Annotated in this window: 21 protein-coding genes and 2 tRNA genes; 4 read left to right on the top strand and 19 right to left on the bottom strand. The window is 39.5% G+C overall.

Translation table 11 applies throughout. The annotated features are described in order from the left end of the window. Positions 1-479: 479 nt before the first annotated feature. The 15 genes from VHO47_03830 to VHO47_03900 form a co-directional block, all read right to left on the bottom strand. A tRNA-Leu gene (locus tag VHO47_03830) sits at positions 480-567 on the bottom strand. Positions 568-793: 226 nt separating this feature from the next. After that, positions 794-867: transfer RNA gene (locus VHO47_03835), tRNA-Cys, on the bottom strand. 17 nt (positions 868-884) lie between these two features. Then, entirely contained in the window at positions 885-1,421 is a 537-nt protein-coding gene (locus tag VHO47_03840; protein HEX2978221.1) for a rhodanese-like domain-containing protein, read from the bottom strand. Positions 1,422-1,465: 44 nt separating this feature from the next. Next, the gene (gene lepB / locus VHO47_03845) at positions 1,466-2,338 is read right to left on the bottom strand and encodes a signal peptidase I (GenBank protein HEX2978222.1); all 873 of its coding nucleotides are present in this window, start codon (positions 2,336-2,338) and stop codon (positions 1,466-1,468) included. 19 nt (positions 2,339-2,357) lie between these two features. Further along, complete coding sequence (locus VHO47_03850; GenBank protein HEX2978223.1) at positions 2,358-3,188, bottom strand: M23 family metallopeptidase; 831 nt, start codon at positions 3,186-3,188, stop codon at positions 2,358-2,360. 82 nt (positions 3,189-3,270) lie between these two features. After that, complete coding sequence (locus VHO47_03855; protein HEX2978224.1) at positions 3,271-4,005, bottom strand: SH3 domain-containing protein; 735 nt, start codon at positions 4,003-4,005, stop codon at positions 3,271-3,273. After that, complete coding sequence (locus VHO47_03860) at positions 3,975-5,702, bottom strand: BatD family protein (GenBank protein HEX2978225.1); 1,728 nt, start codon at positions 5,700-5,702, stop codon at positions 3,975-3,977. The genes VHO47_03855 and VHO47_03860 overlap by 31 nt, the downstream gene beginning before the upstream one ends. Beyond that, positions 5,683-6,822 (bottom strand): tetratricopeptide repeat protein, encoded by a 1,140-nt coding sequence (locus VHO47_03865; GenBank protein ID HEX2978226.1) that lies wholly within the window; start codon positions 6,820-6,822, stop codon positions 5,683-5,685. The genes VHO47_03860 and VHO47_03865 overlap by 20 nt, the downstream gene beginning before the upstream one ends. After that, the gene (locus tag VHO47_03870; protein ID HEX2978227.1) at positions 6,819-7,826 is read right to left on the bottom strand and encodes a VWA domain-containing protein; all 1,008 of its coding nucleotides are present in this window, start codon (positions 7,824-7,826) and stop codon (positions 6,819-6,821) included. The genes VHO47_03865 and VHO47_03870 overlap by 4 nt, the downstream gene beginning before the upstream one ends. After that, on the bottom strand, positions 7,823-8,815 hold the full coding sequence (locus tag VHO47_03875) for a VWA domain-containing protein (protein HEX2978228.1): 993 nt from the start codon (positions 8,813-8,815) through the stop codon (positions 7,823-7,825). The genes VHO47_03870 and VHO47_03875 overlap by 4 nt, the downstream gene beginning before the upstream one ends. Next, positions 8,812-9,555, bottom strand: a complete 744-nt coding sequence (locus tag VHO47_03880) for a lysophospholipid acyltransferase family protein (protein ID HEX2978229.1) — start codon at positions 9,553-9,555, stop codon at positions 8,812-8,814. Before VHO47_03880 ends, VHO47_03875 begins: the two co-directional genes overlap by 4 nt. Positions 9,556-9,647: 92 nt before the next feature. After that, positions 9,648-9,911 (bottom strand): hypothetical protein, encoded by a 264-nt coding sequence (locus tag VHO47_03885; GenBank protein HEX2978230.1) that lies wholly within the window; start codon positions 9,909-9,911, stop codon positions 9,648-9,650. A gap of 149 nt (positions 9,912-10,060) precedes the next feature. Continuing rightward, positions 10,061-10,708: a hypothetical protein gene (locus VHO47_03890; GenBank protein HEX2978231.1), complete on the bottom strand. Its 648-nt coding sequence runs from the start codon at positions 10,706-10,708 to the stop codon at positions 10,061-10,063. A gap of 22 nt (positions 10,709-10,730) precedes the next feature. Continuing rightward, entirely contained in the window at positions 10,731-11,129 is a 399-nt protein-coding gene (locus VHO47_03895; GenBank protein HEX2978232.1) for a hypothetical protein, read from the bottom strand. Positions 11,130-11,138: 9 nt separating this feature from the next. Beyond that, positions 11,139-11,858 carry a hypothetical protein gene (locus VHO47_03900; GenBank protein HEX2978233.1) on the bottom strand — a complete coding sequence of 240 codons (720 nt, stop codon included), beginning with the start codon at positions 11,856-11,858 and terminating at the stop codon, positions 11,139-11,141. A gap of 176 nt (positions 11,859-12,034) precedes the next feature. On the opposite strand from VHO47_03900, the gene topA reads away from it, so the two are divergent. Together topA and VHO47_03910 are read left to right on the top strand one after the other, a co-directional pair. Next, positions 12,035-14,275 (top strand): type I DNA topoisomerase, encoded by a 2,241-nt coding sequence (gene topA, locus VHO47_03905; GenBank protein HEX2978234.1) that lies wholly within the window; start codon positions 12,035-12,037, stop codon positions 14,273-14,275. Between the two features lie 73 nt (positions 14,276-14,348). Then, positions 14,349-14,990: an FkbM family methyltransferase gene (locus VHO47_03910; protein HEX2978235.1), complete on the top strand. Its 642-nt coding sequence runs from the start codon at positions 14,349-14,351 to the stop codon at positions 14,988-14,990. Between the two features lie 37 nt (positions 14,991-15,027). Here VHO47_03910 and VHO47_03915 read toward each other — a convergent pair whose 3' ends face one another. Beyond that, the gene (locus VHO47_03915) at positions 15,028-16,236 is read right to left on the bottom strand and encodes a hypothetical protein (protein HEX2978236.1); all 1,209 of its coding nucleotides are present in this window, start codon (positions 16,234-16,236) and stop codon (positions 15,028-15,030) included. Positions 16,237-16,423: 187 nt separating this feature from the next. Between VHO47_03915 and VHO47_03920 the strand changes: the two genes are divergently transcribed. Together VHO47_03920 and VHO47_03925 are read left to right on the top strand one after the other, a co-directional pair. Continuing rightward, positions 16,424-16,951: a hypothetical protein gene (locus VHO47_03920; protein ID HEX2978237.1), complete on the top strand. Its 528-nt coding sequence runs from the start codon at positions 16,424-16,426 to the stop codon at positions 16,949-16,951. A gap of 80 nt (positions 16,952-17,031) precedes the next feature. Then, positions 17,032-17,985 (top strand): hypothetical protein, encoded by a 954-nt coding sequence (locus tag VHO47_03925; GenBank protein ID HEX2978238.1) that lies wholly within the window; start codon positions 17,032-17,034, stop codon positions 17,983-17,985. Here VHO47_03925 and VHO47_03930 read toward each other — a convergent pair. The 3 genes from VHO47_03930 to VHO47_03940 form a co-directional block, all read right to left on the bottom strand. Next, the gene (locus VHO47_03930; GenBank protein HEX2978239.1) at positions 17,982-19,844 is read right to left on the bottom strand and encodes a heparinase II/III family protein; all 1,863 of its coding nucleotides are present in this window, start codon (positions 19,842-19,844) and stop codon (positions 17,982-17,984) included. The two genes, VHO47_03925 and VHO47_03930, sit on opposite strands and share 4 nt — an antisense overlap. After that, on the bottom strand, positions 19,841-21,877 hold the full coding sequence (metG, locus tag VHO47_03935; protein HEX2978240.1) for a methionine--tRNA ligase: 2,037 nt from the start codon (positions 21,875-21,877) through the stop codon (positions 19,841-19,843). Before metG ends, VHO47_03930 begins: the two co-directional genes overlap by 4 nt. Before the next feature lie 97 nt (positions 21,878-21,974). Beyond that, positions 21,975-23,705 carry a hypothetical protein gene (locus tag VHO47_03940; GenBank protein ID HEX2978241.1) on the bottom strand — a complete coding sequence of 577 codons (1,731 nt, stop codon included), beginning with the start codon at positions 23,703-23,705 and terminating at the stop codon, positions 21,975-21,977. Positions 23,706-23,724 lie beyond the last annotated feature (19 nt).

A 23,724-nucleotide genomic window follows, 5' to 3' on the forward strand; every position in this document is an offset into this window, starting at 1 on the left:
TTTAAAAAATCGCCCATAAAAAAATTTATATTTTTCTGTTGTGCAAAAAGATTTTTATATCTGAATTTGCTTACCAGAAAGAATTTTTCATTTAAAAAGAGTGCGCACTGTTTTTTTTATAAATAGTTAAAAAATAAATTGCTCATTTTAAAGCGGAAAATAAAAAAAAATCGCACCTAAATAAAATGTGTTTTTTTATTAAAAAAATGTCGCATTAAAAAAAATTTTTTGCACAGAAAACGATTAAACAATTAATCAACGAAAGGTGAATCTGTTTGGGGTATTCATTTCTGTGTTTATTGGCTGCGCCAGGCGAATAATTTAGTAAAAGATTTTTTTATTGCAATGCCCAGTCTTCGCTTACCTACTGATTTCGCCTTGGCAAGGTTCTACGGGCAGCATTTTCTTCCAATCTTTCTACTAATGTTTTTTTAAATCAGCTAAAGAACTGGCATGCCAGCTGAAGCTTTAGGGAAAGCTGGTGCCGAGAGCCGGACTCGAACCGGCACGGGGAATTACCCCAAAGGATTTTAAGTCCTTTGCGTCTACCAATTTCGCCATCCCGGCAACCATTTTTTTATTTATTGTAAACTATTTCAATTTTTTTTGAAGTACTCATCCACTCAAAATAATTTTAATTTTTTTCCGGATTTTCTAAATTCTACGACCCATCCGCTAACGCTATGATGGGCCATCTTCGCTTTCGACTTTACTTAATAAATATTAAGTCATTTTGGCGAAGATTGGCCTGCCAATAGTAGTTTGCTGCAGGAAGGCCCAGATAAACTTAGATTGGAGGCGGCACCCGGATTCGAACCGGGGATCAGGGATTTGCAGTCCCATGCCTTACCACTTGGCTATACCGCCGCGAAACGCTTATCTAATTAGCAGCAATCTCTTTTTTGCGCGTGCTTTTCAATTTTCTCTTTAAGTTCTTGTGCTGTAATCATATTAACGCCTTCGTGCGTCATACCTTCTGGCTTTTCAAGGTCATTTAAATAAACTTCCTTGCCCGCACCATTGATTGGGAAACCAAGTTGTTTCCACTCTGCAGTACCACCTTCGTAGGCCCAAACATGATTATAGCCAAGATCTGTTAGCATTTTAGCGCCTTCAGAACTTGCTAAGCACTTATAATTACCACAATATATCACAATCTCAGTGTCTTTGCCCAGATTCTTCTGTACATAATTCTCAAGTTCTTCAAGCGGTACATTTATAGAACCCGCAATATGGGCATCATCATAATATTGCTTATCAAGCACGTTCACCACCACAAGCGATGGCTTATGCTCGTGATGACTCGAAGAACCAAACCACTGGCAAGCGCTTAAGGTTGCTATCCCGACAAGAATTACACCAAGCGTCACTTTATTGGGGGCCATCATTGCTATTTCCTTAATAAAATTTCCTATTTTCATGCATCATCCATACTGTATCAAAAATTTATTGCGTTGCAATATTTTTAGCGAACACGCTGAAAGAATCTGTTCCAACGAACACGCTTCCAAAAATCGATTGGATGCGAAGCCAGATCAAAAATGAGCCACGAATCGGTACTATCGATCGAAATCAAGCGCCATTTAATGACACCATGAATCAGAGAGCCATCAAGCGGCCCCCAATAGCGTGAATCGTTACTCCCTTGTCGATTATCGCCCATTGCCCAATATTGATTTTCTCCCAATTGAACATCAAACTCATCAACTGTTCTTCCATAACATTCAACCGGTTGGTACGGCATTTTTATATTCGAATCATTATAGTTGCGAACCAAACGTTTCGCGCGTTCTACGCTAAATTCATCCATTGCGTAAAAAGGTTGCTCTTCGTAAGAAACTGACGGATCATAAGAACGAAAATCCCAAGGTTGCGAACTATCGCGATACAAGGCGATAAGCGGATATTTATTAATGTACGGCTCATCCAATTTCTGGCCATTAAGATAAACGACCGGTTTTCCATCCTCAATTACGCCTTTTACATGATCACCCGGGATACCAATAACTCGTTTTGTCCAATTTGATGGGCCCCATACGTAATTTTCAAATAATTTTTTATACCAAACATCGGAATAGGCAAAATTCGGATCATTGAATGTAATAATATTGCCGCGCTCAATTGGATAAAAATTAACAAAAAATTTATCGGCAAAAAAACGTTCACCAACAAGCATCGTTGTTTCCATTGATCCGGTTGGAACCTGGTATAAACCGTAAAAATAAGTGCGAATAATAAAAGCGATTGGCACAACGACAATAAACGTTTCTATATATTGTTCAATCGTCGATTTATTTGGCCTACGAAGCCATGCGCGAAATTTTTGAATAAAGGTCATACCCGACGTCCTTTGTATCTTATGTTAAAATCAATAATGGATCGACATGTTTTCCGTGCTCTTTTACTTCAAAATGAAGATGTGAAGCACTTTTTTTTCCGTTTCTACCAAGAACTAAACCGGTAGCGCCAACACAACCGATTTGTTGGCCCGCTTCAACTTTTTGCCCATAACGAACTTTGATTGTTTCCAAATGCGCATAACGCGAAGTCCGATCTTGGCCGTGAGCAATAACTATTGTATTACCATAACCTTTTTTTGAAAAGGAAACTTCAATCACAACGCCACGGGCTGCAGCAGTAACAAGCGTTCCATTCATTGCTGCAAGATCGATTCCGGTATGAAAATGCAATTCTTGGCCGCGCTTACGCCATCCAAATCTTGAACTTAACCAAAACTGATCGCGCACGATTGGCCATTGCATCGGAATATCGGTGCGAGGATGTAAACTTATCATAGGACGGCGCTTTGATGAACGAGCACTTTTACCCTGAACGCGCTTTCTTTTTTTCGCCACCGGCCTGCGAGGCTCTTCGTAGCGCGATCCGTCAAGCCCATAAAGAAAACGTAACGAATCTTCTAGATTATAATTTTTTCCAAAATCGCACGCAGATTCGGCTAAATAGTTTGCATTTCGATTAACAACCTCGAAAGTATTTCCTGCATCTTTCTCCATTATAGGAAGCAATTCCTGGCCTGAAGAGCTACCGCCGGCTTGTTTGATCGTTTTATATTCATCAAATATTTTCTTGTAAACCAGAACGTACGTGTCGTACTCATTTTTAAGCTCAACAAGCTGCTTTCCTTGTTCCATGAGATCACGATAGGTACCGATGAGTAAAATAATCATCACTCCCAATATCGAAACAAAAAAGAGATGAAAGAAAAATGGTAAAGATTTTATGTTGCTCTTAATACATTCCCTTACATGCTCACTGAGCTCGGACAACATCAGCTATGTTAACCCATCCAACACACGTATGGTGCCGAATTTTATACCATTGGCCTTCTTTTTGCAAGATTTGTGCTGATGAACCATACGGCAACAAGCATGCCTGATCAAAAGATTCATCGGGAGCTATTCTTATCGTCGCTTCTTCTTGAGCAACAATCCCAATAGAGCTCGTTTTCAATCGATTCGCTGCAAAAATCAGCACTGCTAATAATAAAAGAACAATGGCAAAAAAAACGAGCACTATTTTTTTCATGCGGCTTGCATAGAATACGCAAAAACCGAATAAAAAAAGAACTGATAGAAAAAGTAATTGCCAGGTGCCGAGTGAAAAAAGAAGTGAAGTTCGTTCAAAAAACTGCCATCGAGAATCGACATTCGTTCTCGAATTATCATTAAGCGTTTTTTCAAGATTGCTTATTGCATGATCAATAAAGGGCAACGATACAAAACTCGCCTCTTTTCGCGCACGATACCAATAAGCGAGTGCCTCAGCTTGTTTGTTAAGCGCAAGTAGACAAGCACCACTATTGAACCAAACTGCATCACCTTTTTTTTCAATTGAGGTGTAAAGTTCGAACGCTTTTTGTGGCTCATTTTGGAAATACCGCCTTCGGGCTTGTAAAAAGATCTCTTGGTCATTTTGTACTGCGTACGCTATTGCCGAATAAAAGAGAACGAAGATTAAAGATATTCTTGAAGGCGCGATAACCATTGTTCTGCTTCTTGGTAAAGGGTTTGTTCATTATCACGAGCCGCATCGCCCGAAAAAAAAGCGAATGCTGCACACTTTTTAAAGAAAATCTCCCATTGATCGATCATCTGATTTGAGCAACCTGCTTGTTTCAATTGCTCATTAATAAGATCTTCGGTCATTTCGTTAACTGGGCACTGAGCGCGTTGTGCAAAAAACTGCATGAATAAATCGTAGAGCGCTCTTTTGCTTCGTCCTGCTTTTTTTAAGCGAGCAAGTCGTGAGCGAGCGTTTGCAAATGCATATTCTTTTTTTGTTGAACGCGATAAACGCCGTTGCAAAATGAACGGCTGTACGTATCGTGCTAATAACGCGCAGAAAAATCCGAATATGCCGGCCCAGAAAAATGACCAGGGAAGTTGCCAATGAGAAGGTGAATGAATTGCACCATGGGGCAACAACGGTATTTGTTCATGTGCGGATTGTGATGTTGATACATCGCCTGCCGCACTTTCAATGGTAGGTGACGAGTCTTTTTGATCCGGAGTAAATCCGGTACCTGGCGTAATCGTAAGATGGGCAGTAGAAGTTTTGAGTGTTTTATATGAACGATCCTGCGTATTAAAATAGGTAAACATTTGCTCTGGAATCGTATAGGAGCCCGGCTTAATACCCTGCACAATATATTCAAAAATCGTTGCAGTTTTTCCGCCACCAAAATCGCGCAAGCTCGTTTGTGAGTCATACGAAGTTAATCCTTGAGGAAGTACAAGTTTTGGAGAAAGCATTTTTTCCGTATTGCCCGATCCGTTCACGGTCAATCGAAGCACGATCCCATCGCCCTCGGCAGCTTCATTTTTATCAAGCATGAGTTCAATGCTATCAAAAACACCGACTGCTGAAACAGATTCATTTGTGTGCGGTAACGAATCTACATCGATCGAGAGCCCGTTTGAATAAATATATTTTTGATCAAATGCATTATCAAATAGCGAAAAAATATCAAAACCCGCAGAGCGATTCATTCGCTGCATTCTATACGTAGCGCGAACGGGCGGTATTGATATTTTTCCGGCGGCACTCGGATAAAAATCGGAGCGCCATTCCAAATAATTCATCCTCACGCCATCTACCAATTCAACCCCGGTATACGGCCCTTGCAGTGAAATATCTTTTAGTTGCGGATCTGAAATGCCGGTGAGGCTCACACCATTTTGGTAATAAAATCGTATCGAAAATCCGACTTTTTCTCCGACCACTACTTTTGTTTTATCCATTAGTAAACGCACAATTGCTTCATCCGTATTGGTGGTTACTTGCTGCGCGCCGACCGTTACATAAACAATGCCTGAAGTTAATGTACCCGCTTGGGTTTTTACCTGTGCGGGGCCTATAGCAAATCTTCCTTCCTTATCAGCGCGTACCAAATAGCGGTGCGTTTTTTTATTCGTCGTAACGCCGTTAACGGTCGTTCGCATGGTGCTCACCATTCCTTGATCCTGAATATGAAACGCTTTTAATCCTTCAATGTTGGGAGTTCCGACATTTATTTCATCCCCGCCAATTACCGCCTCAATGAAAAATGGAATACCAACTTGCGCTTGCTGCATTGGCCTTCCGTTGTGATCGGTTATAGCTAAAGAAAGAGTCGTTTGCCCGGCGTATGCTGGAAACGCTATTAAATAAATCGCGATGAATTTACCAATTTTTTTGACCATGGTGCACTGGCATCCCTTTTTTAACGTCAACTTTTAGCATTCTTTTGAGCGCTTGCGCATCATGCTCATCCAAACGTTTTAAAAACAACTGTTCGTCTTGAGATAAACGATCATCCTGTAAAGGTGTTTGCGCATCGTACTGCGATGGCGCTCCTTGTTCATTTTTTGGTTCTTGTGTAGGCTTATTTTTATTTAGTTTAGGAGGTGTTTTTTGTTCTTGTTTTTCATTATGTTGCCCATCACCGGCCTCTGGCTTTTCGGGTCGTTCATCACCACCGCGCTCACGCCCTTTCTGAGCATTATTGCCAGCGCTTCTTTCTTGTTTTTCTTTGCCATCAGTTCGCTCTTGGCCCTTATCGCTCTTTTTTTCGGAACTCTTATTTCCTTGATTATCGGATCCTTGTTTTCCATCCTTTTTTTCTTCTTTTGACTGATCGCCTTTTTTTTGGTTATCGGATGAACCGTCATTTTGTTTTGGTTCATTTTTTTTATCAGATTGCTGTTCATTATTTTCATCGTTATTTTTCTGATCGGATGATTGTTGATTTTGTTCGTTCTTTTTTGAATCTGAATTTTGTTGATCTTTTTTTTGCTGATCGCTTTGTTTATCGTTCGGTTTCTTTTGATTGTTATCGTTATTATTTTTCTGGTCTTGATTCTCTTGCTGCTGCTGTCGTTTTCGTTTTTCCAGTTCATCCTCAATTTGCTTAATCATTTCTGCAGCTTTTTCATGACCTGGATCCAATTGCGCAAGTTGCTTATAGCTTTCGAGTGCGCGTTCCAGTTCTTGCTGGCGCACTTGGCTATTTCCAAGATCAAACAGTGCGCGTTTTTTCAAATCTGGCGAAACATCAGATGCTTTTGCAACTGCCTCAAAATAATTTTCTGCTTGCTTATAATCATTTAATGCATACGCGGCTTTTCCTGCATTGTAAACGGATTCGGTATCGTGGGGATTATGCGTAATTAATTCATGCGTAATTTTTTTTGCATTTTCATAATTCTGCTGCTCATCGGCGCGCGATGCTTGAAATTTTTTAAACAGCACCCATGGATTATAATCAAATGCCTGCGCGCAACCGCAAAAAAACAAAACAAAAAGAAAAATATTTTTTTTCATAACAGCCATTCAAGTAAAAAACAAACAAAAGCTATCACCGCAAAGATCGGGTAACGCTCCTGAAGAGTTGGCACCGTTTTGTCTTCAAATTTTTCTTTTTCAAACTGCTCCACCATGCGCACAAGCTCTTTAATATCCGCATCACCGTCCGATGCACGAACATACGCACCGCCAGATTCGGCCGATAGTGCTCGCAAAATTCCTTCGTTGAGTCGAGATATAACAATCTCTCCCTTCTCATTTTTCTGGTGCCCATGCTGACGCCCATCATCATCAACTACTGGAACTGGCGCGCCTTCTGGCGTTCCAATACCTAGAGTAAAGATGTGCACACCAACTTCCCGCGCTTGTTCCCGCACTTTAGTCAGATTGCTTGAAAAATCTTCACCATCGGTCAGAATAACCACCAATTTATTTTTTCGAGCAGGAGCTCGGGTAAAAACATCAATAATTTTTTTTAATACTTGATCAAGAGCGGTAGTTCCGGAAGAGATTGTTTCTGCATCGATTTGATTTAAAAAGAGAAAAAATGCACCATAATCAACCGTCAATGGGCATTGCACTAAGGCAGATCCTGAAAAAATTACTAATCCTACGCGTTCCGATTTTAAAGTTCCCACTAATTGTTTAATTTTTTCTTTTGCAAAAGCGAGTCGATTTGGCTGCTTGTCTTGTGCAAGCATGCTACGCGAAACATCAAGTGCAATAAAAAGATCGCGCCCTTCTTGCTCAATCGTTTGTTCGATCGTACCCCATTGCGGCCTTAAGAAAACAATAAAGAGGCTTGCGCAACCTGCCATAAGCAATAACACTTTGAAAAACAGTTTGATAACTGAAAAGTGAGTCACCAAATAGCGTCTTCTTTTAACTGATGCTAGCTTTGAAATACCCCGAAACCGCCGATAGGCAATAAAAAAAATCAGAATACAAGCAAGCACAACAAGCGGGAAAAAATAACGATAACCCAAAAGCGCAAACGTAATTTCGCCAAAAAAAGTTTTCATAGCACCACCCAGATCAAACGTGCAAGAAGTTCAAGCAATAGCGCAATTGCCGCTGCACATCCTACAGGAACTAATAGTTCATGATAAGTTGAAAAAATAGTTGCCTCAATGGCAGTTTTTTCAAGCGCATCGATATGTGCATAAATTTGATGCAGTTCATGCGGGCGGTGTGCTTCAAAATATGAGCCACCAGTTTGTTCAGCAATCGATCGCAAAAGCGTACTATTCAATCTAAATCCCATCGAGCGAATGCCAAAAAGCGGATCATGAAATAAGCCCCCATGCTCGCCACCAATGCCAATAGTATAAATTTTTATACCTAATTTTTTTGCTAAATCAACCGCCGTTTGCGGGTCGATATCAATCTCCGGAGTTGGTTCACCATCGGTAAGCACAATCATCACTTTGCTTTTTGCTTTAGATTGCTGCAAGCGGCGAGCTGCCATCGCCATAGCAACACCCAACGCCGTACCATCCGGGTTCACCGTTCCCAATTCTAAATTTTTTATAATTTCAGTACTAATTTTTTTATCAATGGTAAGCGGAATGCGAGAAACCGCATCGCGCCCAAAAATAACTAATCCAATTTGATCGTTTTCACGCCGTTCAATAAAATTAATCGCTTCAGTTTTTGCAACCTCAAAGCGAGAACGTTGATCCTGTAAATCATCAAAACACTGCATACTACCAGATGCATCAAGTACCATCATAATATCGATCCCTTCAACAGGGATTTTCGATTGCACATCAACTAATTGTGGGCGAGCTGCAAGTGCCGCCAAGAAAATCAAAAGAGCAGAACGCAAAAGATTCTGCAACGAAATTGGCCACGACGATGCTTTGTAGCCAAGCGTTGAGAAAGTAGAAGCGAGCGAATAACGATATTTTGTTGTTTGCGGCCAATAACGGCGAATCAACAGCGCGGCAATAATAACGCCCACGCCAACATACATAAAAAGTGGATACGCAAATCGAAATGCAAAATTCATACTGATGACGACTTATTTTGTTCTACTTGTTGCACAAACCAACTATGGACACGCTGCAAAAACGCTTCGTCCGTTTCATCATCGCTCATGCGAAACGGTTCGCCAATAACAATTTTTATTGGATAGGGATGAATGAAAAAACTTCCTGGCGGATACGCTTTATTTAAATTAAACATCATTACCGGAACTACCGGCCGTTTTGTTTCTTTTGCAAGAATCACAAAACCATAATAAAACCGATGCACCGTTCCATCAATTGCACGCCCACCCTCAGGAAACATAAGAACATGCCGCTTTTGTCCTTTAATTAAACGGGCTGCATCGGTGATCGCCCCGGTTAATTTGCGCAAGCCGCTATAATCGACAACCACATTCATGCGCCGCGTAACAAACCCAAAAATCGGAATTTTCGCGTACCGAGACAAAAATAGCCAAATATGCGGATGGCAATTAACAAGCATGCCAAGAAACGGAATATCTAATGCGGATTGATGATTTGCGATCAGAATTGCTGGCTGTTCAGGAATATGATGTTTGCCCTCAACGGCAAAGGGCAAAAATGTTCCCCAAACAATAACGCGATAAAAAAGCCATGAAAAAAAATAATAAACTTTGTTATTGAACCTGTATTTTTCTGGCAAGCATGCAACAACGATGCACGGAACAAAACAAATAACACCCATAAAAGCTATCACCAAATAGCCAAAAAGTGCTCGAATCACGAGAAAAACGGTACTCATCAGACTCCTTGCGCAACTATTTTTTCTGATTGTACCGCGATATGGCCGATTATGCAAAACGCTGCCAACAATTAGTTAAACTTGATTTTATATCACTCATTACCAATGATTATTTTCTTAAGAGTCTTTTGCCCCATTTGAGGCGCAGGCACCTTTGAAACTTGAGGAGTAGAAAAATAAACCATTTTTGATGCATTCTTAAGAACGTGTTTTCCAAGATCTGCTTTTTTATTTGCGCCTGCCGGCTTTTTGTTTATGTTTTCTAAACAGTCCTGAAGCGCTGCAACGCGAACTGCTGATAGTTCCATACTCAAATGAGCCGTCAGTAGTGCTGTTAGCATTATAATTTTCATCATTCTATTCTCCTTAGTGATTTCAGTGACCACTACCTTTTTGTACCAGAACGAGCAGGAGACTTGCTACGATTTCTTTCTAAGATAGGCCAAACACTTTAGGGTGGGTGCTGCGACTAGAAAAAAAGATTATTGCACGCTCTTTTTCTTGATTAGTGAAAATTATGCGCCGCGTATTTTTTGCCTGCAGTTCTTTTGCTATTTTTGGAATAAATCTTTTCCTTGCGCAGCTGATAATTAGATTTATTTTTGTTAACCGCGAGCATTAATGCCAATTTTTTATTTATTAATAATTCTTTCTTAGAGGGATTTTGCGATTCTGGCAAATCAAAAGCATGGGATTGAATGTCTTTAGTATGCCCTATAAAGCGGCGCGCTTGTTCAACTGGCAAAACCCCATAATTTACAATCAAATGTGCGGCGTAAATTAATTTTTCCCAATTTTTTTGAGGCTCGATGATACGTGCGCCTTCAGCTCTTCTTTTAAAGATATAACAGGCCACCGATGGATCCATAGTTGGCGATTGAGCTATCAGAGTCATGCATTTGCCAACATGGTTTGTAGTTTGATCTTCCTTTGGATTAGTAACAATTGAATTTTTTGGGGTTTGGGAATAGGGAATAAAAACAATGCTTAATCCATTCCTGTTGGTGATTCCTAAAAGAGTGTTTTCCTCTTTTGATTCCGGCAGCGGCTCATTACAAATGGTTTTCATAGCATCCTTAAGCGTTGAAACGCGAGCTGCAGCTAGTTCCATGCTCAAATGAGCCATTATTGCTGTTAATATTATAATTTTCATTATTCCATTCCTCTTAATGATTTCAATGGCCACTATTTTTATTACCGGAACGAGGAGGAGACTGGCTACGATTTCTTTCTATTATTGGCGAAGCGCTTCTGGAATCTCGTTTTTTCTTAAAATGAGCTCTATTTATTAAGCGTCCTCTGTTTTCTGCAGCTATTGATAAATAAAATTGTATATCTTTTTTTGGCAATCGAATTTCATTAAGAAACTGGATTTTTTCTGAAGAAAGTTGCTCATCTTCTTTGAAGGTTGGCAATTGTGTAACCCATCCGCTATGGCCCTTCAGCATTTGTCTCAATGATAATGAAATACACGGACCGCGGTTCATTATATCAGCTTCCATTTCTGACGATGAAGCGGCGAGGCAAAAGTGGATTATTATTAACGGCATTAAGAAAATATGCTGTTTATTCATTATTCATCACTATTTATAAATTTCATATTGCTCATACACGCGTTTAGTATACATAATTGAAAACCAACACATAAGGATAAAGATACCAATAAGCTGGATGATCGGCATTAAAAATGCTGCAGCGCGCATCAATTGCAGTAATAATCCAAATAATAAGAAAATTAACCCAAATAATAAAAAGTAACCGACTATTGAAATGATGAAAAATGGATAATTATAAAAAACAAAAAGAGTTGCGCGTTTCAAAGATTTTATTATAGAAAAAATGCTCATAGGCGCATCAAGCATAAAAAAGAGGGCCATCGTAATGATGGGCATAACAATGAACGGCAAAATTAAAAAAGAATATATTGAATACGAAAATGATCCCATAGAAATGGTATATAAAAAATCTAAAAGAGCAGCGCAGATCAGTTGAAACCATAATCCTTTATAATAGGCCCCATCTTTCTTGGCAGTTGAAGGCCGGATCGCTGCAATCATGCCAGCGTTAATGAGTGCGAATATAAAAAATGCCGGATAGTAGAGGCGCAAACACCATGCTGGACTTTGCACGCGGCAAACGCTATCATACCCTATCCATATAATAAGGAATGGAAAAAAATAGAGAAAGAATGGCTTAAGGGCCTTAATAAAGGCATTTATAGTAGCTAAAAAGAATATTTTTAGGTTTCGCGGTATAAAAATTATCACCGATTCTTTCCACGAGTGCAAAATACCGTTTTTCATGTTATACTCCTAAAAATAATTCTAAAGTGCAATTTTTATTACGTTTGACTTTTATTTAATAATTAATTTACTATAAATAAAGAACAGATTGAATAATGCAAGCGGCAATTATTTGTACTTTTGTTTAAAATACCCTATTTTAGGTGACTAGTGAACCTCAAACCGCGTAAGTAGGCATGAAGAAACTATTAATTGTAGAATCACCGGCCAAAATTAAAACGATCTCTAAGTTCTTGGGAAAAGAGTTTAGAATCATGTCCACTATTGGACATATTAAGGATTTGCCTCCAAAAAGAACCGGTGTAACGATTAATGGTTCGATCGAAATCGATTACGAAGTAATCGAAGATAAGGATAAAGTAATCGCCGATATCTGCAAAGAAGCTGCAAAATGCGATGAAATCTATCTAGCGCCTGACCCTGATCGTGAGGGTGAAATTATCGCTTGGCATATTGGCCAAGAAATTGCCAAGGTAGCAAAAAAAGGGGCGGCCATCTATCGCATCACCTTTAACGAAATTACCAAACCTGCAATTACCGATGCTATCGACCATCCATCTACGATCGATATGCAAAAAGTTGCTGCGCAGCAAGCGCGCCGCGTACTAGATCGCTGGGTGGGATACGAAGTATCTCCAATTCTATGGTCTAAGATCGCCAAGGGACTTTCTGCTGGCCGCGTACAATCGGTAGCACTTCGCTTAATTTGCGATCGCGAACTTGAAATACGAGCGTTCAAGCCGGAAGAATATTGGACGATCGATGGCACGTTTGGCCATAAAGGCGGACAATTCAATGCAAGCTTAACGCATAAAAATAAGAAAAAAATTGATATAAAAAGTGAAAAAGAATCTAAGAAAATAGTTGAGCAACTAGAAAAAGATTCTTATATCGTCGAATCGATTACCGATAAAGAACGCACGCGCCAACCACTCGCTCCATTTATGACGAGTACGTTACAGCAAGCGGCCTATAATAGGCTCGGTTTCTCGGTTAAAAAGACAATGCAAGTTGCGCAAAACCTGTATGAAGGTATCGCACTCGAAGATGCTTCAACGCCCGTTGCACTTATTACCTACATGAGAACCGACTCGCTCAGAATCTCAGATACCGCGCTCAAGCAAGCGCGTACTTATATTGACGACACGTTTGGCGGCACATATTTGCCTTCTAAATCAAATGTGTTTGTTAAAGGTAAAGCACAAGACGCTCACGAAGCGGTTCGCCCTATTGATGTAAACGTGACTCCCGAATATGTTCGTAAATTTGTCAGCGCCGATCAAGCAGCGCTTTATGAACTTATTTGGAAGCGTTTTATTGCGTGCCAAATGAAGCCAGCGATTTATGCACAGCGACAAGTTGTTGTTCAAGGAAAAGAGTTCACGTTCAAGGTTACAGGATCTACCCTTATATTTGATGGATTTTTAAAAGTTTATATGGAAGAAGAGGAAGAGGATGATCAAAAGAAAGTGTTCATCCCTAAAGAGTTAAAAGAAAAAGATCCAGTCGACTTGAAAAAAGTTTTACCAAAGCAGCATTTCACGCAGCCGCCAGCGCGCTATACTGAAGCATCGCTCGTTAAGGGCCTTGAAAAAGAAGGTATTGGCCGCCCAAGTACGTACGCCACAATTTTAAATACCATCCGTGCGCGTGAATACACCGAGCTTGATACAAAAAAACGTTTCTTGCCAACAGAACTTGGCATGACGGTTACTAAATTACTCACCGAAAATTTGCCCAATATTATGGATACCAAGTTCACCGCCTTAATGGAGGAAGATCTTGATCGTATCGCAAAAGGTAAATTGGAGCGCGATCTATTATTGCGTGAATTCTATAAAAGTTTTGAAAAAGATTTGGCGCTCTTTAAAGAGCAAACCGCTGGCAAACGGCACGCAGAACCTACCGATATCACCTGCCCCGAGTGCAAAAAACATAAGCTTTCAATACGTGTTGGCAAAACCGGCTCGTTCTTGGGATGTATGGGATATCCAGAATGCAAATACACTGCAAACTTTAAGCGCACCGAAGATGGCACGATTCAAATTATTGAACAAGAAGCACCAAAGCTTCTTGATGAAATGTGCCCAAACTGCGGAAAACCACTGCGTCAAATGAGCGGAAAATTTGGCCCGTTCGTCGCATGCTCGGGATATCCTGAGTGCAAATATATTAAGCAAACGAAGGCTAACTTTAAATGCCCGCTTGATAAAGGCGATGTGGTGAAAAAAATCTGGCAAGGAAAACCGTTCTGGGGATGTGGCAACTATCCTAAATGCAAATTCGTGGTATTTGGCGATATCGAAGAAACGCCGTGCCCTAAATGCAAATTGCCGTTCTTGGTTAAAAAAATAGATAAGCAAGGAAATGTAACCCTTATTTGTTCTGACAAAAATTGCGGTTACAAAGCAGAATAGATATCCCCATTCACCCGGCATGCGCCGGGGTCGTAGGGGCCCCAAAACATTTTAAATAAAAATGCTGATCAGCATGCAAAAACCAATACAACTTAGGTACATCACTAAAGAATTCATTGCGCAGTTCCTGCCAGAAAATCCTGTAATTCTTGAAGCGGGAGCGCATAAAGGAAAAGACACGCTCGCTCTCCACGCGCAATGGCCGCAAAGCACGATTCATGCATTTGAACCGGTACCGCATCTTTATGAAAAACTCCAAAGCGCCGTTTGCGCAATTCCTTCAATCTATTGTTACCAAGTAGCATTGAGTGATCACATTGGAATTTCTACATTTTATGAAAGCACTGGAAAAATTGATGCCGCAAGTTCACTTTTAGCCCCGCACGATTATTTTAATGACAAACCAATTCAGTTTACGCAGATAGAAGTACCAACGACGACCATAGATAGTTGGGCACAAGAAAATAATATACAAAAAATCGATTGCTTGTGGCTCGATCTGCAAGGCGGGGAATTGAATGCGCTCAAAGCTGCGACTTCTATTTTGCCAACGGTAAAGGCAATTCACACCGAAGCAAATCTCGTCGAGCGGTATAAAGGCTCGCCGCTTTATAATGAGTTAAAAGAATGGCTAGAGAGTTATGGATTTGAACTGGTTGCTGAAAGTTTTTATCACGGCAGCTGGGGAAATGTATTAATGGTAAAGGGCGCTTAAAATAAGCGCCCTTTATATAGTTGCTCAATAATAATTATTATTTCTTGGTAATTATTTTCAATTTTTGATCAATATCATATTTAATATCAGTTGGTAATGTATTATACGCAGCAATCATTAAAGGATAGTCTTTTATTATTAATTGAGAATACCCTTTATCATGTTTTCTTGCAGCACTAATCACAAAAAGAGATTGATCTAAAGTAAGCTTCGGTCTTTCAAAAGTATATTTAATATCCCAAATTCGCACATCGCCTTTTAGATTACGCACAGCAATGAGATTATTTCCAATAAAAGCTACGCTCATAATATCATTGTAAAAAGCACCAAGTGGCCCAACTAGGATCTTTTTTTCAAAATCCAAAACTTGAATATATCCTTTCTCGCCACCAATGACCGCTTTGGTGCCGTCTTCGCTTATTGCTGTGTCTGAAACAAAAAAGGGTACTTCATGGTTAAAAATTTGTAGTTTACCAGAATGCCAATCGTGTATCTGCACCTTTCCATTCATATCTAAAACGGCTTTTTTCTTCTCCTTATGAGACCGCTTACTATCTGAATCTAGTTTTTGATTGATTTTATTCATATCATTATAGTCCGACCTTAAGATCAGTCCCTTGTCAAAAAGGAATTGCTTGCTAATTTCATTTGAGATGTCAGGAGTAATCAGATCTTTAAATCTTTTCATCATACTTTCTAAAGCTTGATTTTCGATAGCGGGGATGATCGACCAATCAATTTTTCTGGCAAATTCATAAACTGTTGCATCCAGTATTCTTTTAATATCAAGAAAATTACTTGTTTTTATAACTCCAGCCATCTGATCGAAATCGCAATTTTTGAGTTTTTTATGTAATTCATCATCATTCAATGGCAGATATTTTAAGAAATTTTCTGCATCTTGAGCAGTAATCAATTCAAGAGGAATTTCCTTAACACCTTCAAGGATTTTATCATCGACCATATTCTTGAGTGTTCGTGACTCAGTTCGTAATGCCGTGGCAATTTTTTCATTTTTTGGGGTTGAAGGAAGAATAATTTTTTGGTCTGCACACTGAATAATGAAAGAATTTGGGAAAGTGACCAATGATGATCCGATTCGATTGCCATGCAATCTATCATTATTATTGTTGGATGCCTTTTTTATACCCGCTAAAAATGATTTAAAGTTTTTATTGCCCTCTTCCATTGCATGTGCCGAAAATATTGCAATTGCCGAAAGCAATAGTAATTGATTTTTTTTCATTTTTATAACCTCAATAAAATATAAAAGCTTATTCTAAGTATGTTAAATTCGTCAAAATTGTCAATTTGAATAAGTTTTTGAGTTAATTATAGCGAGCTATAATTATTGCCGTATATTTTGATTTATAAACCATAATGTACTCTGCTATGCTCGCCGCTGAATGACGGAAACCCATAAAGGAGCGGCTATGAAAAATAGGGCAATTCTACTCATAATTACCGGCATGTTTGCATCTGCGGTATATTCAATGGAAAAACCAACCCCAGAAAAGCCTTTTTTGCTTATTTTACAAGATGGCTCTAAAGTCGAGCTTAAAAGATCGGTCGTCAATACATTTAAATATTTGCGCGCTGCTTCAGAAAATGGGATGAAAGAAACCTATCAAGATAAAATAGTGTGCGATGATATAGAACCTGCAAGTGCAAAAATCTTTGCACATCTTTTGGGGAAATTCTGCGAAGTTCCAGAAATCTCAAGAGAAGAATCTCTGCTTAAGGAAATACTTGCCATTCCTAATATTCATGAAAATATTATGGGCATTTTGCATAAGGCTGATCAATGGGAAGTAGATGCTTTATACAAAGCATTATTACGCGCAAGCATCCGCTTAGTAAAACAAGAAATGGATGCCGATGAGGCAATCAAGCATTCTAGAGGCAATACACAAGAACTACTGCAACACGCAACAGCTATCATAAGAGAAAAAAACATTTAAAAAATCCTTCTGAGGTTCTTTCGCAAAAAGAATTCCCACTGCATATTCCTGAATTACGAGATCAAATAACGGGCGATTTGATGCCAAAGATTTTTGGCAAAACGCCGTTTGAATTAAATCAAGTTCCTGCCGTTAGCGATAATACGTTGAAAAGTCTTTCATACGACCAATCAAACGATAAATTAATTTTGTGTAGCAATGATCAAATAACGTTGCATGATGCAAAAACTGGAAAAGCTGACATACCAATTAACAACCAATCAATTATTAAGACGGCACTCTTCGACGAAAAAAACAAGCAGATTATAACGGCTGGCTATCATGGAGTCATTAACGTCTGGAATATAAATGGCTCTAAAGCAAAAAGCCTTCAACACTCTACTCGACGCTGCGTTTCTTCATTGGGAGTTGATGGCACGAGCGAAACCTTTGCGGCAGGCGGTCATGATAAATTTGTACATCTTTGGGATCAGATAACATGGCAAAAAAAAGCTACTGTTCCCGTACTTGCCGGATTTCCCAATTCATTTATCTTTGAAAAAAACGGAATATATATAGCACATGATCTCGGTCTACATTTTTGGGATAGCAAAGCAGGAACACTAACTAACTACTGGGGAACAAAATCTAAAGATATCCCAACACCTTTTAAATGCCTAACAAGCCATCCGAATGAAAATTTTATTATTGGAACTGCTGGTAGAAAAATTATTGTTATGGATAAAAGAAAAAAGGCGATTACAAGTACATTCGAGGGCCATACGGGAAATACTTATTCTCTTATCATATGCCCTGAAACACAGTGCTTAATTTCCAGCAGTTACGATAAAACAGTCCGCATTTGGAATCTCGAAACAGCAAATTGTTTTCAAAAAATTGAGAAACAAAATCATGAATTATTAGCGTTCGACTCCAAGCAGATGCGTATTTTCACCAATGGACTCGATGGCACGATTAATATATCCTCCATTCCACACGATCCAAAAAAATTATTAGAACTTTATGCTAAACAACTGGAAGATAAAAAAAATTAATTTTTGGAATAACGAAAAGCACATAAAGAAATTTCATTAAGTTCTTTGTTTGATTGCATCATAATGCGCGTGGTAGCAATTTTTGTGCCATAGGAGGGCGAAAAAAAATCATCAACAAGCGTAAATGAATGAGGGAGGATAAAACGCCCAAGAGTTTTATCATGGCGATAAAATACTAACGAATTTTGTTCCTGCACTGGTGCGATTTCTGGAGCCAGGATAAAATTCCATATCGTTGGGATTTGTTCGCCGCTTTCATCGCTCAGAGATTGCCACCAATCGGTTATGAGAATCTCATTTTCATGAACATCAATTTTTCTGTTCGCACGCAGCGGTGCATACAGATCATGAAATGTATGCAACTCATTTTTCTCACTATGAATATTTTCAGGTAAATCTAAAGTGAACAAGCGATTATCGAGTGCGACTGGTTCTTTTCCTGCGATGCCAAAAGTGTTATGCATCTGCGCTGAGCGGAATTTATTTCTCAGAAAAGCTGAAGGCGTGTAGATATAACTTCCAGGGTCGACAAAAACGGGCACGCCATCAATCGCAAGTGTAAAACTTCCTACATCGTTATGATGATGGCCAGAAGGTTGCCGATTTTGGTAAGCATGATGCCGCAGCGTGATATGAACTCGATCCTTTTTAAAAATCGAAATGCCGAAATTTTTATAATGCATAAGAGTTTGTGCATTATTTTTTTTTAAAAGCGGCAATTGCCCGCTTACAATTTTTCCAGAATCGTTATCACCAATTTGAACTAGTTGATCTGGCACAAAACTGCACCAGTTAACAAATTCGATCATACGCTCGAATTTGCTTTTTTGTACATCTTGAATTTCGAAACCAAACAATTCAGAAACAAAAAAAATATGATGAATAATTTCTGCAATTAATTTGTGATAACAAGTTGAACCTTCGTAATCGGTTCCTTCATCAAAAACTTGTTTATCAAATTCGCGTAAACATTCTTGGAAACACCACTCAGCTTTCTTTTGAACGGGTTTGCCAAACGGTTTAAAAAAATAACAAAGATAAAAATAACCAATCAAATCTGAAAAATAATGATTGGAAGTGCGCGAATCATATACTTCCCAATGATGCTCTAAATAATCGAAATGATCATAAAGCGAACCGATAAATTTCTGCCAAAATACGAGAGAAATAATTTTTGAATCTTTGAAATAATGAAATGCCCATATCCAATTAATTGCTCGAATAGCAACATCCATGGGGCATACCCAATTAGGCCCTAAAAGAACTGGATTATTTTCTAGCCAATCATTGATCTGATCTTGAAATGTTTGTGCATACTTTTCATCGGGTGTTAATTCATATGCTTTTCCAATGGTGGCAAAATGCTGAAAGCGTGATAGTTCCCATGGAACTTTAATATCTTTTTTTTGTTGGTCATCTTGGCCAACATTGATAAGAATGTCTTTGTAGTAGATTAATGGAAATTCGTGATCATCATTTTGTAAAGCGCACCGAAAATCGCTACGCCAAGGAATTTTGGTAAAACATTGTTTTCCTGATCCTAAAAGATCAAAACAATTATGAGAAAAATTGCTTGCGCAGTTTTGTAGTTCTCGAGGATCAATATCATTAATAAATATCTGAGAATCATCTAATTGAAGCTGTGCAGCTGCATGCGCAAAAAAAATTTCAAACGATTCCGCGTAATTGTTTTTTTCTGCGATCGATTGCCATGAATGACCAAGTTCACGATTCAGCGCTTTTTTTTTCTGAGCACGCTGATAGATTTCACGCACAACACGAGCGGCAAAAAGTTCAGCCGATTTTCTTGGCCCGAGTTTATATGCTTTCTTTACGTACCGCCTAATTTTTTCGATCATGTAATTTTTGTTCCGTTCGGCACGCGATGGCCAACGGTCGCCATTATAGCTTTGCCGTTCTCATCTTTTGCAAATAGCATCATGCCATTCGACTCGAAACCAACCATTGCACGCGGCTTTAAATTAAATACAAAGATACCTTGTTTGCCAATAAGCTCATCAGGAGAAAATGATTGGCGCACACCGGATAAAATCTGGCGCGTACCCTTATCACCAAAATCAATTTGCAGGCGATATAATTTATCAGATTTTTCAACCGTCGCGCATTCGACGACCGTTCCGACAATTAACTCAACTTTTGTAAAATCATCAATTGCTATGTAATTCATATTATTATTCGGGGTCCCCGCAACAACGGCCTGTTTGCCGTTTTCGGGGTTATTCGCCGTTTTTTCAGCTGGTTCTTCTTTCACAATAATCTCCGGTTTTTCAAATAAACTTTTCGTGGATGGTTGCAATATAAAGGTATGATTCCAACGGCTTGTTTTTAACTGCTCAACAATATTATGCTGTGGTGCTAATTGCCATTGAACGCTGAGCGCATTTAAAAGTTCTTCCATTTTTTTTGGCATCACCGGCCACAGCAAAAGAGCGATTGTATGCAAACTATGGCACGTTGCAGAGATTACTTGCTCAAATAATTTAGGATCTTTTTTTGCTAATTTCCACGGTTCATTTGCATGGAAATAACTATTTACTTGGTTGATAAAGCGCCACAAACGGCCCAGCGCAATATGCATCATATATTCGTTCATTTGCTGCGAATATTCTTCAATCATATCCCAGCAATCGTTGCGCAGCGCAAGCGCCTGTTCGGCAAGCACTTCGTGCGGGCCAACTTCCGTTAATTGATATTTGTGTGCAAGAACAATAACGCGATTGAGTAAATTTCCTAAATCGTTTGCAAGTTCACTTCCGATTGCTTTTTCCAAATCTTCAATATGAAAGGGAGAATCTTGCGTTACCGCCAGATGGCGCATCAAATAGTAGCGCACCTGATCAGCACCATATTTTTGATAAAGCACTTGAGGATCGACCACATTGCCAAGCGATTTGGACATTTTTTGGTCACCAACTTTTATCCATCCGTGCACGAGCAACGTTTTTGGCAGTTGCAAACCGCTTGCCATCAAGAATGCTGGCCAATAAACTGCATGAAAACGAATGATATCTTTTCCCATCACTTGAAGATCTGCAGGCCACCATTGATTAAATTGTTCTTCACGCTGTTCTCCTTGGCCCCATCCGATAGCGGTTATATAATTATTAAGTGCATCGGCCCACACGTAGACAACATGTTTTTCATCATCCGGAAATGGAATACCCCATTTAACGGTGGTGCGCGAAATACTCAGATCTTTTAAACCAGATTGCACAAAACTAATAACTTCGTTTAAACGTTCTTTGGGCGTAATAAAATGGGGATGCGATTTATAGAATTGAAGCAACGTTTCTTGATAGGCGGATAGTTTAAAAAAGTAACTTTCTTCAGAAATATAATTTGTTTCCCTGCCGCATGATGGGCACAGCGGAGCTCCTGTATGAACTTCGTCCTCTTTTTCGGTCACGAATGCTTCATCCGAAGTGCAATACCAACCGGTATAAACCGATTTATAAATATCACCTTGATCGCGTAGTTTGCGTATCCATTTTTGCACGGCGAGAATATGATTATGATCGGTGGTGCGTACAAAATAATCGTACCCTATCTCATATTCATTCCACACGGTTTTATACGCAGGAACAAAATGATCGACGAACGTTTTAGGATCTTTACCAGCCGATTCAGCAGCTTGTGCGATTTTTTGCCCATGCTCGTCGGTGCCGGTTAAAAAAAATGTTTTTTTACCTTGCAGTTTTTGCCAACGCGCAGCGACATCGGCAATCAAGGTAGAATAAAGCGAGCCCAAGTGAGGCTTTGCAGTAACATAATAAATGGGGGTAGTAACATAAAAATGATCGCGATGCGCCATGAGAAAACACCTAATAACAAAAGTATTCTTTTTATGATCATCGTAATGGAAAAAGAATATTTAGGCAAAAAGACAAACCCCGCGACTTTCATCGCGGGGCACCGTTGTCGTTATTGTGGTCCAAAAAACCAAGGGCTGAAAAGCCCGTTTTTTGGGTTTAAAAGTAAATCATCATACCAAGGTACCAATCGGTATCCTTCATAGAGTTTTTTCCAGCAAACGTATGCATCCAACCACCAAAGATTTCTGCATAATCACTTTGATGGAAAATCTCAACGCGAGCTCGATGAGCAACAACACTTGTACGATTTTCTGCAACCGCTGGATCGAGCAATGCTGGATTACCAAGGAAATCAATAAGCTGGCCGATGGCAAAATTAACATGATCATGGCCTTTTACGTATACTTGATAACCAAGATCAAGCCCAACACGCGGATTGCAAACTGGCAGGAAGGTAAAATCTACATCGCCAACAAAATATTGCCATGAAATATCGGCATCAACGGTAGGCCCGAGACCTTTAACAGTTGATCCTTTAAATGTAGCAGCAATCGCCTCGCGAGAAGGGGCAACATAATAATAGCGACCATCACCTTTAATATGAAGCCAATCAAGCCCTTCCCATCCTGCAATAAAACCAAGATATGGTTCCCAATGCCCATTATTTCCAGTTGGTTGTTGGAGAAGCAATTTTGGATTTTTAATTTTTTTGCCCGTTGGCGCACGTACGCCTAACAAACCTTCTGCAAAGAAGTCGCACCAGTAACGCTGGAAATAAAGCTCAAGGTTAAGGTCGCCGGGACCCGTTGTTTGTTGTGTATTAAAATCAAAACCAAACCCTTGGAAGAATTGTAGCGCTGAACTATTTGGTAAACCTTTAATAATTGCTTTTATCGCGGTTTGAATATTTCTCGCATCATCAGCAATATCAAAAACGCCACCAGTCACCGCAGCAGTAGGTAGTACCCACAAACGTCTTTGATTCGCAAGATTAGCACCAAGAGGAGCATAATTAATACCATTATCAAAATGAGCACGCGAATTGGTTGCCAATCCTGAACCATCAGCTGCAAGATTCGGCAACCCGGCAGCCACAGCTTTATTAATAGTAAAAGGAGCAGTTGGAACAGTACCCACATCTTTTGCTATAACGTTTACTGGGTAGGGAACCATATTAATTTGCGTAACATTATTCTGGTTCATGAGAATTGGTTGCTGGAATTTAATAAGGGGCTCTTGGGGGGCATTTGCCGTTAAGCGCAAACTTGCTAAGAAATCCAAACGATACGCAAAAGCATCTTCTATTACCTGCACTAGAGGGGAAATACCTCCTTCTGAAAGCACTTGCTCACGTTCCATTCGACACACTTTATCAAGTGAACCGTCTTCTAAATCTGCACAGCAACTATCAAGTTCCATTTCAATGTCGCGATATGGAATAGTAGCGCGTAATCCAATGTGCCATTCATTATCACATCCACAAACGGTATCGACCGTTATGCCAAAAAACGCGCCTCGCTCGTTATAAGAAATACGAGGGCTGATTGTTGAAAATTGCAGGAAGGGATTTAAAGGGTCAATCTCACCAGCTGGGAAAGCATTAATACCTAGAAAATCTTCAAGTCCAAAAAAAGCAGCATCAAGATTTTCTGTTTTAGTTGTTTCGCTATTGCGAAACATATTTTGTGCTGATCGATAATAAGCTGCGCCCCAAGTATCTATATTCCAGCAGCTCTCCATATCTTTAGGACGAGGCTGTGGATAATGCCAGTATCCCCACCATAATGGCAAAGGATTTCTAATTTCCCGCGCACCAATCTCCGCAAATACTGACATTCCAATAAGCACCCCCACTAGGAGGTGCTTTGTCATCTGGTTTCTCTTCATTCTACTCCTTTAAACATAT

The sequence above is a fragment of the Candidatus Babeliales bacterium genome (genome assembly GCA_036260945.1).
GTDB lineage: Bacteria > Babelota > Babeliae > Babelales > JACPOV01 > JACPOV01.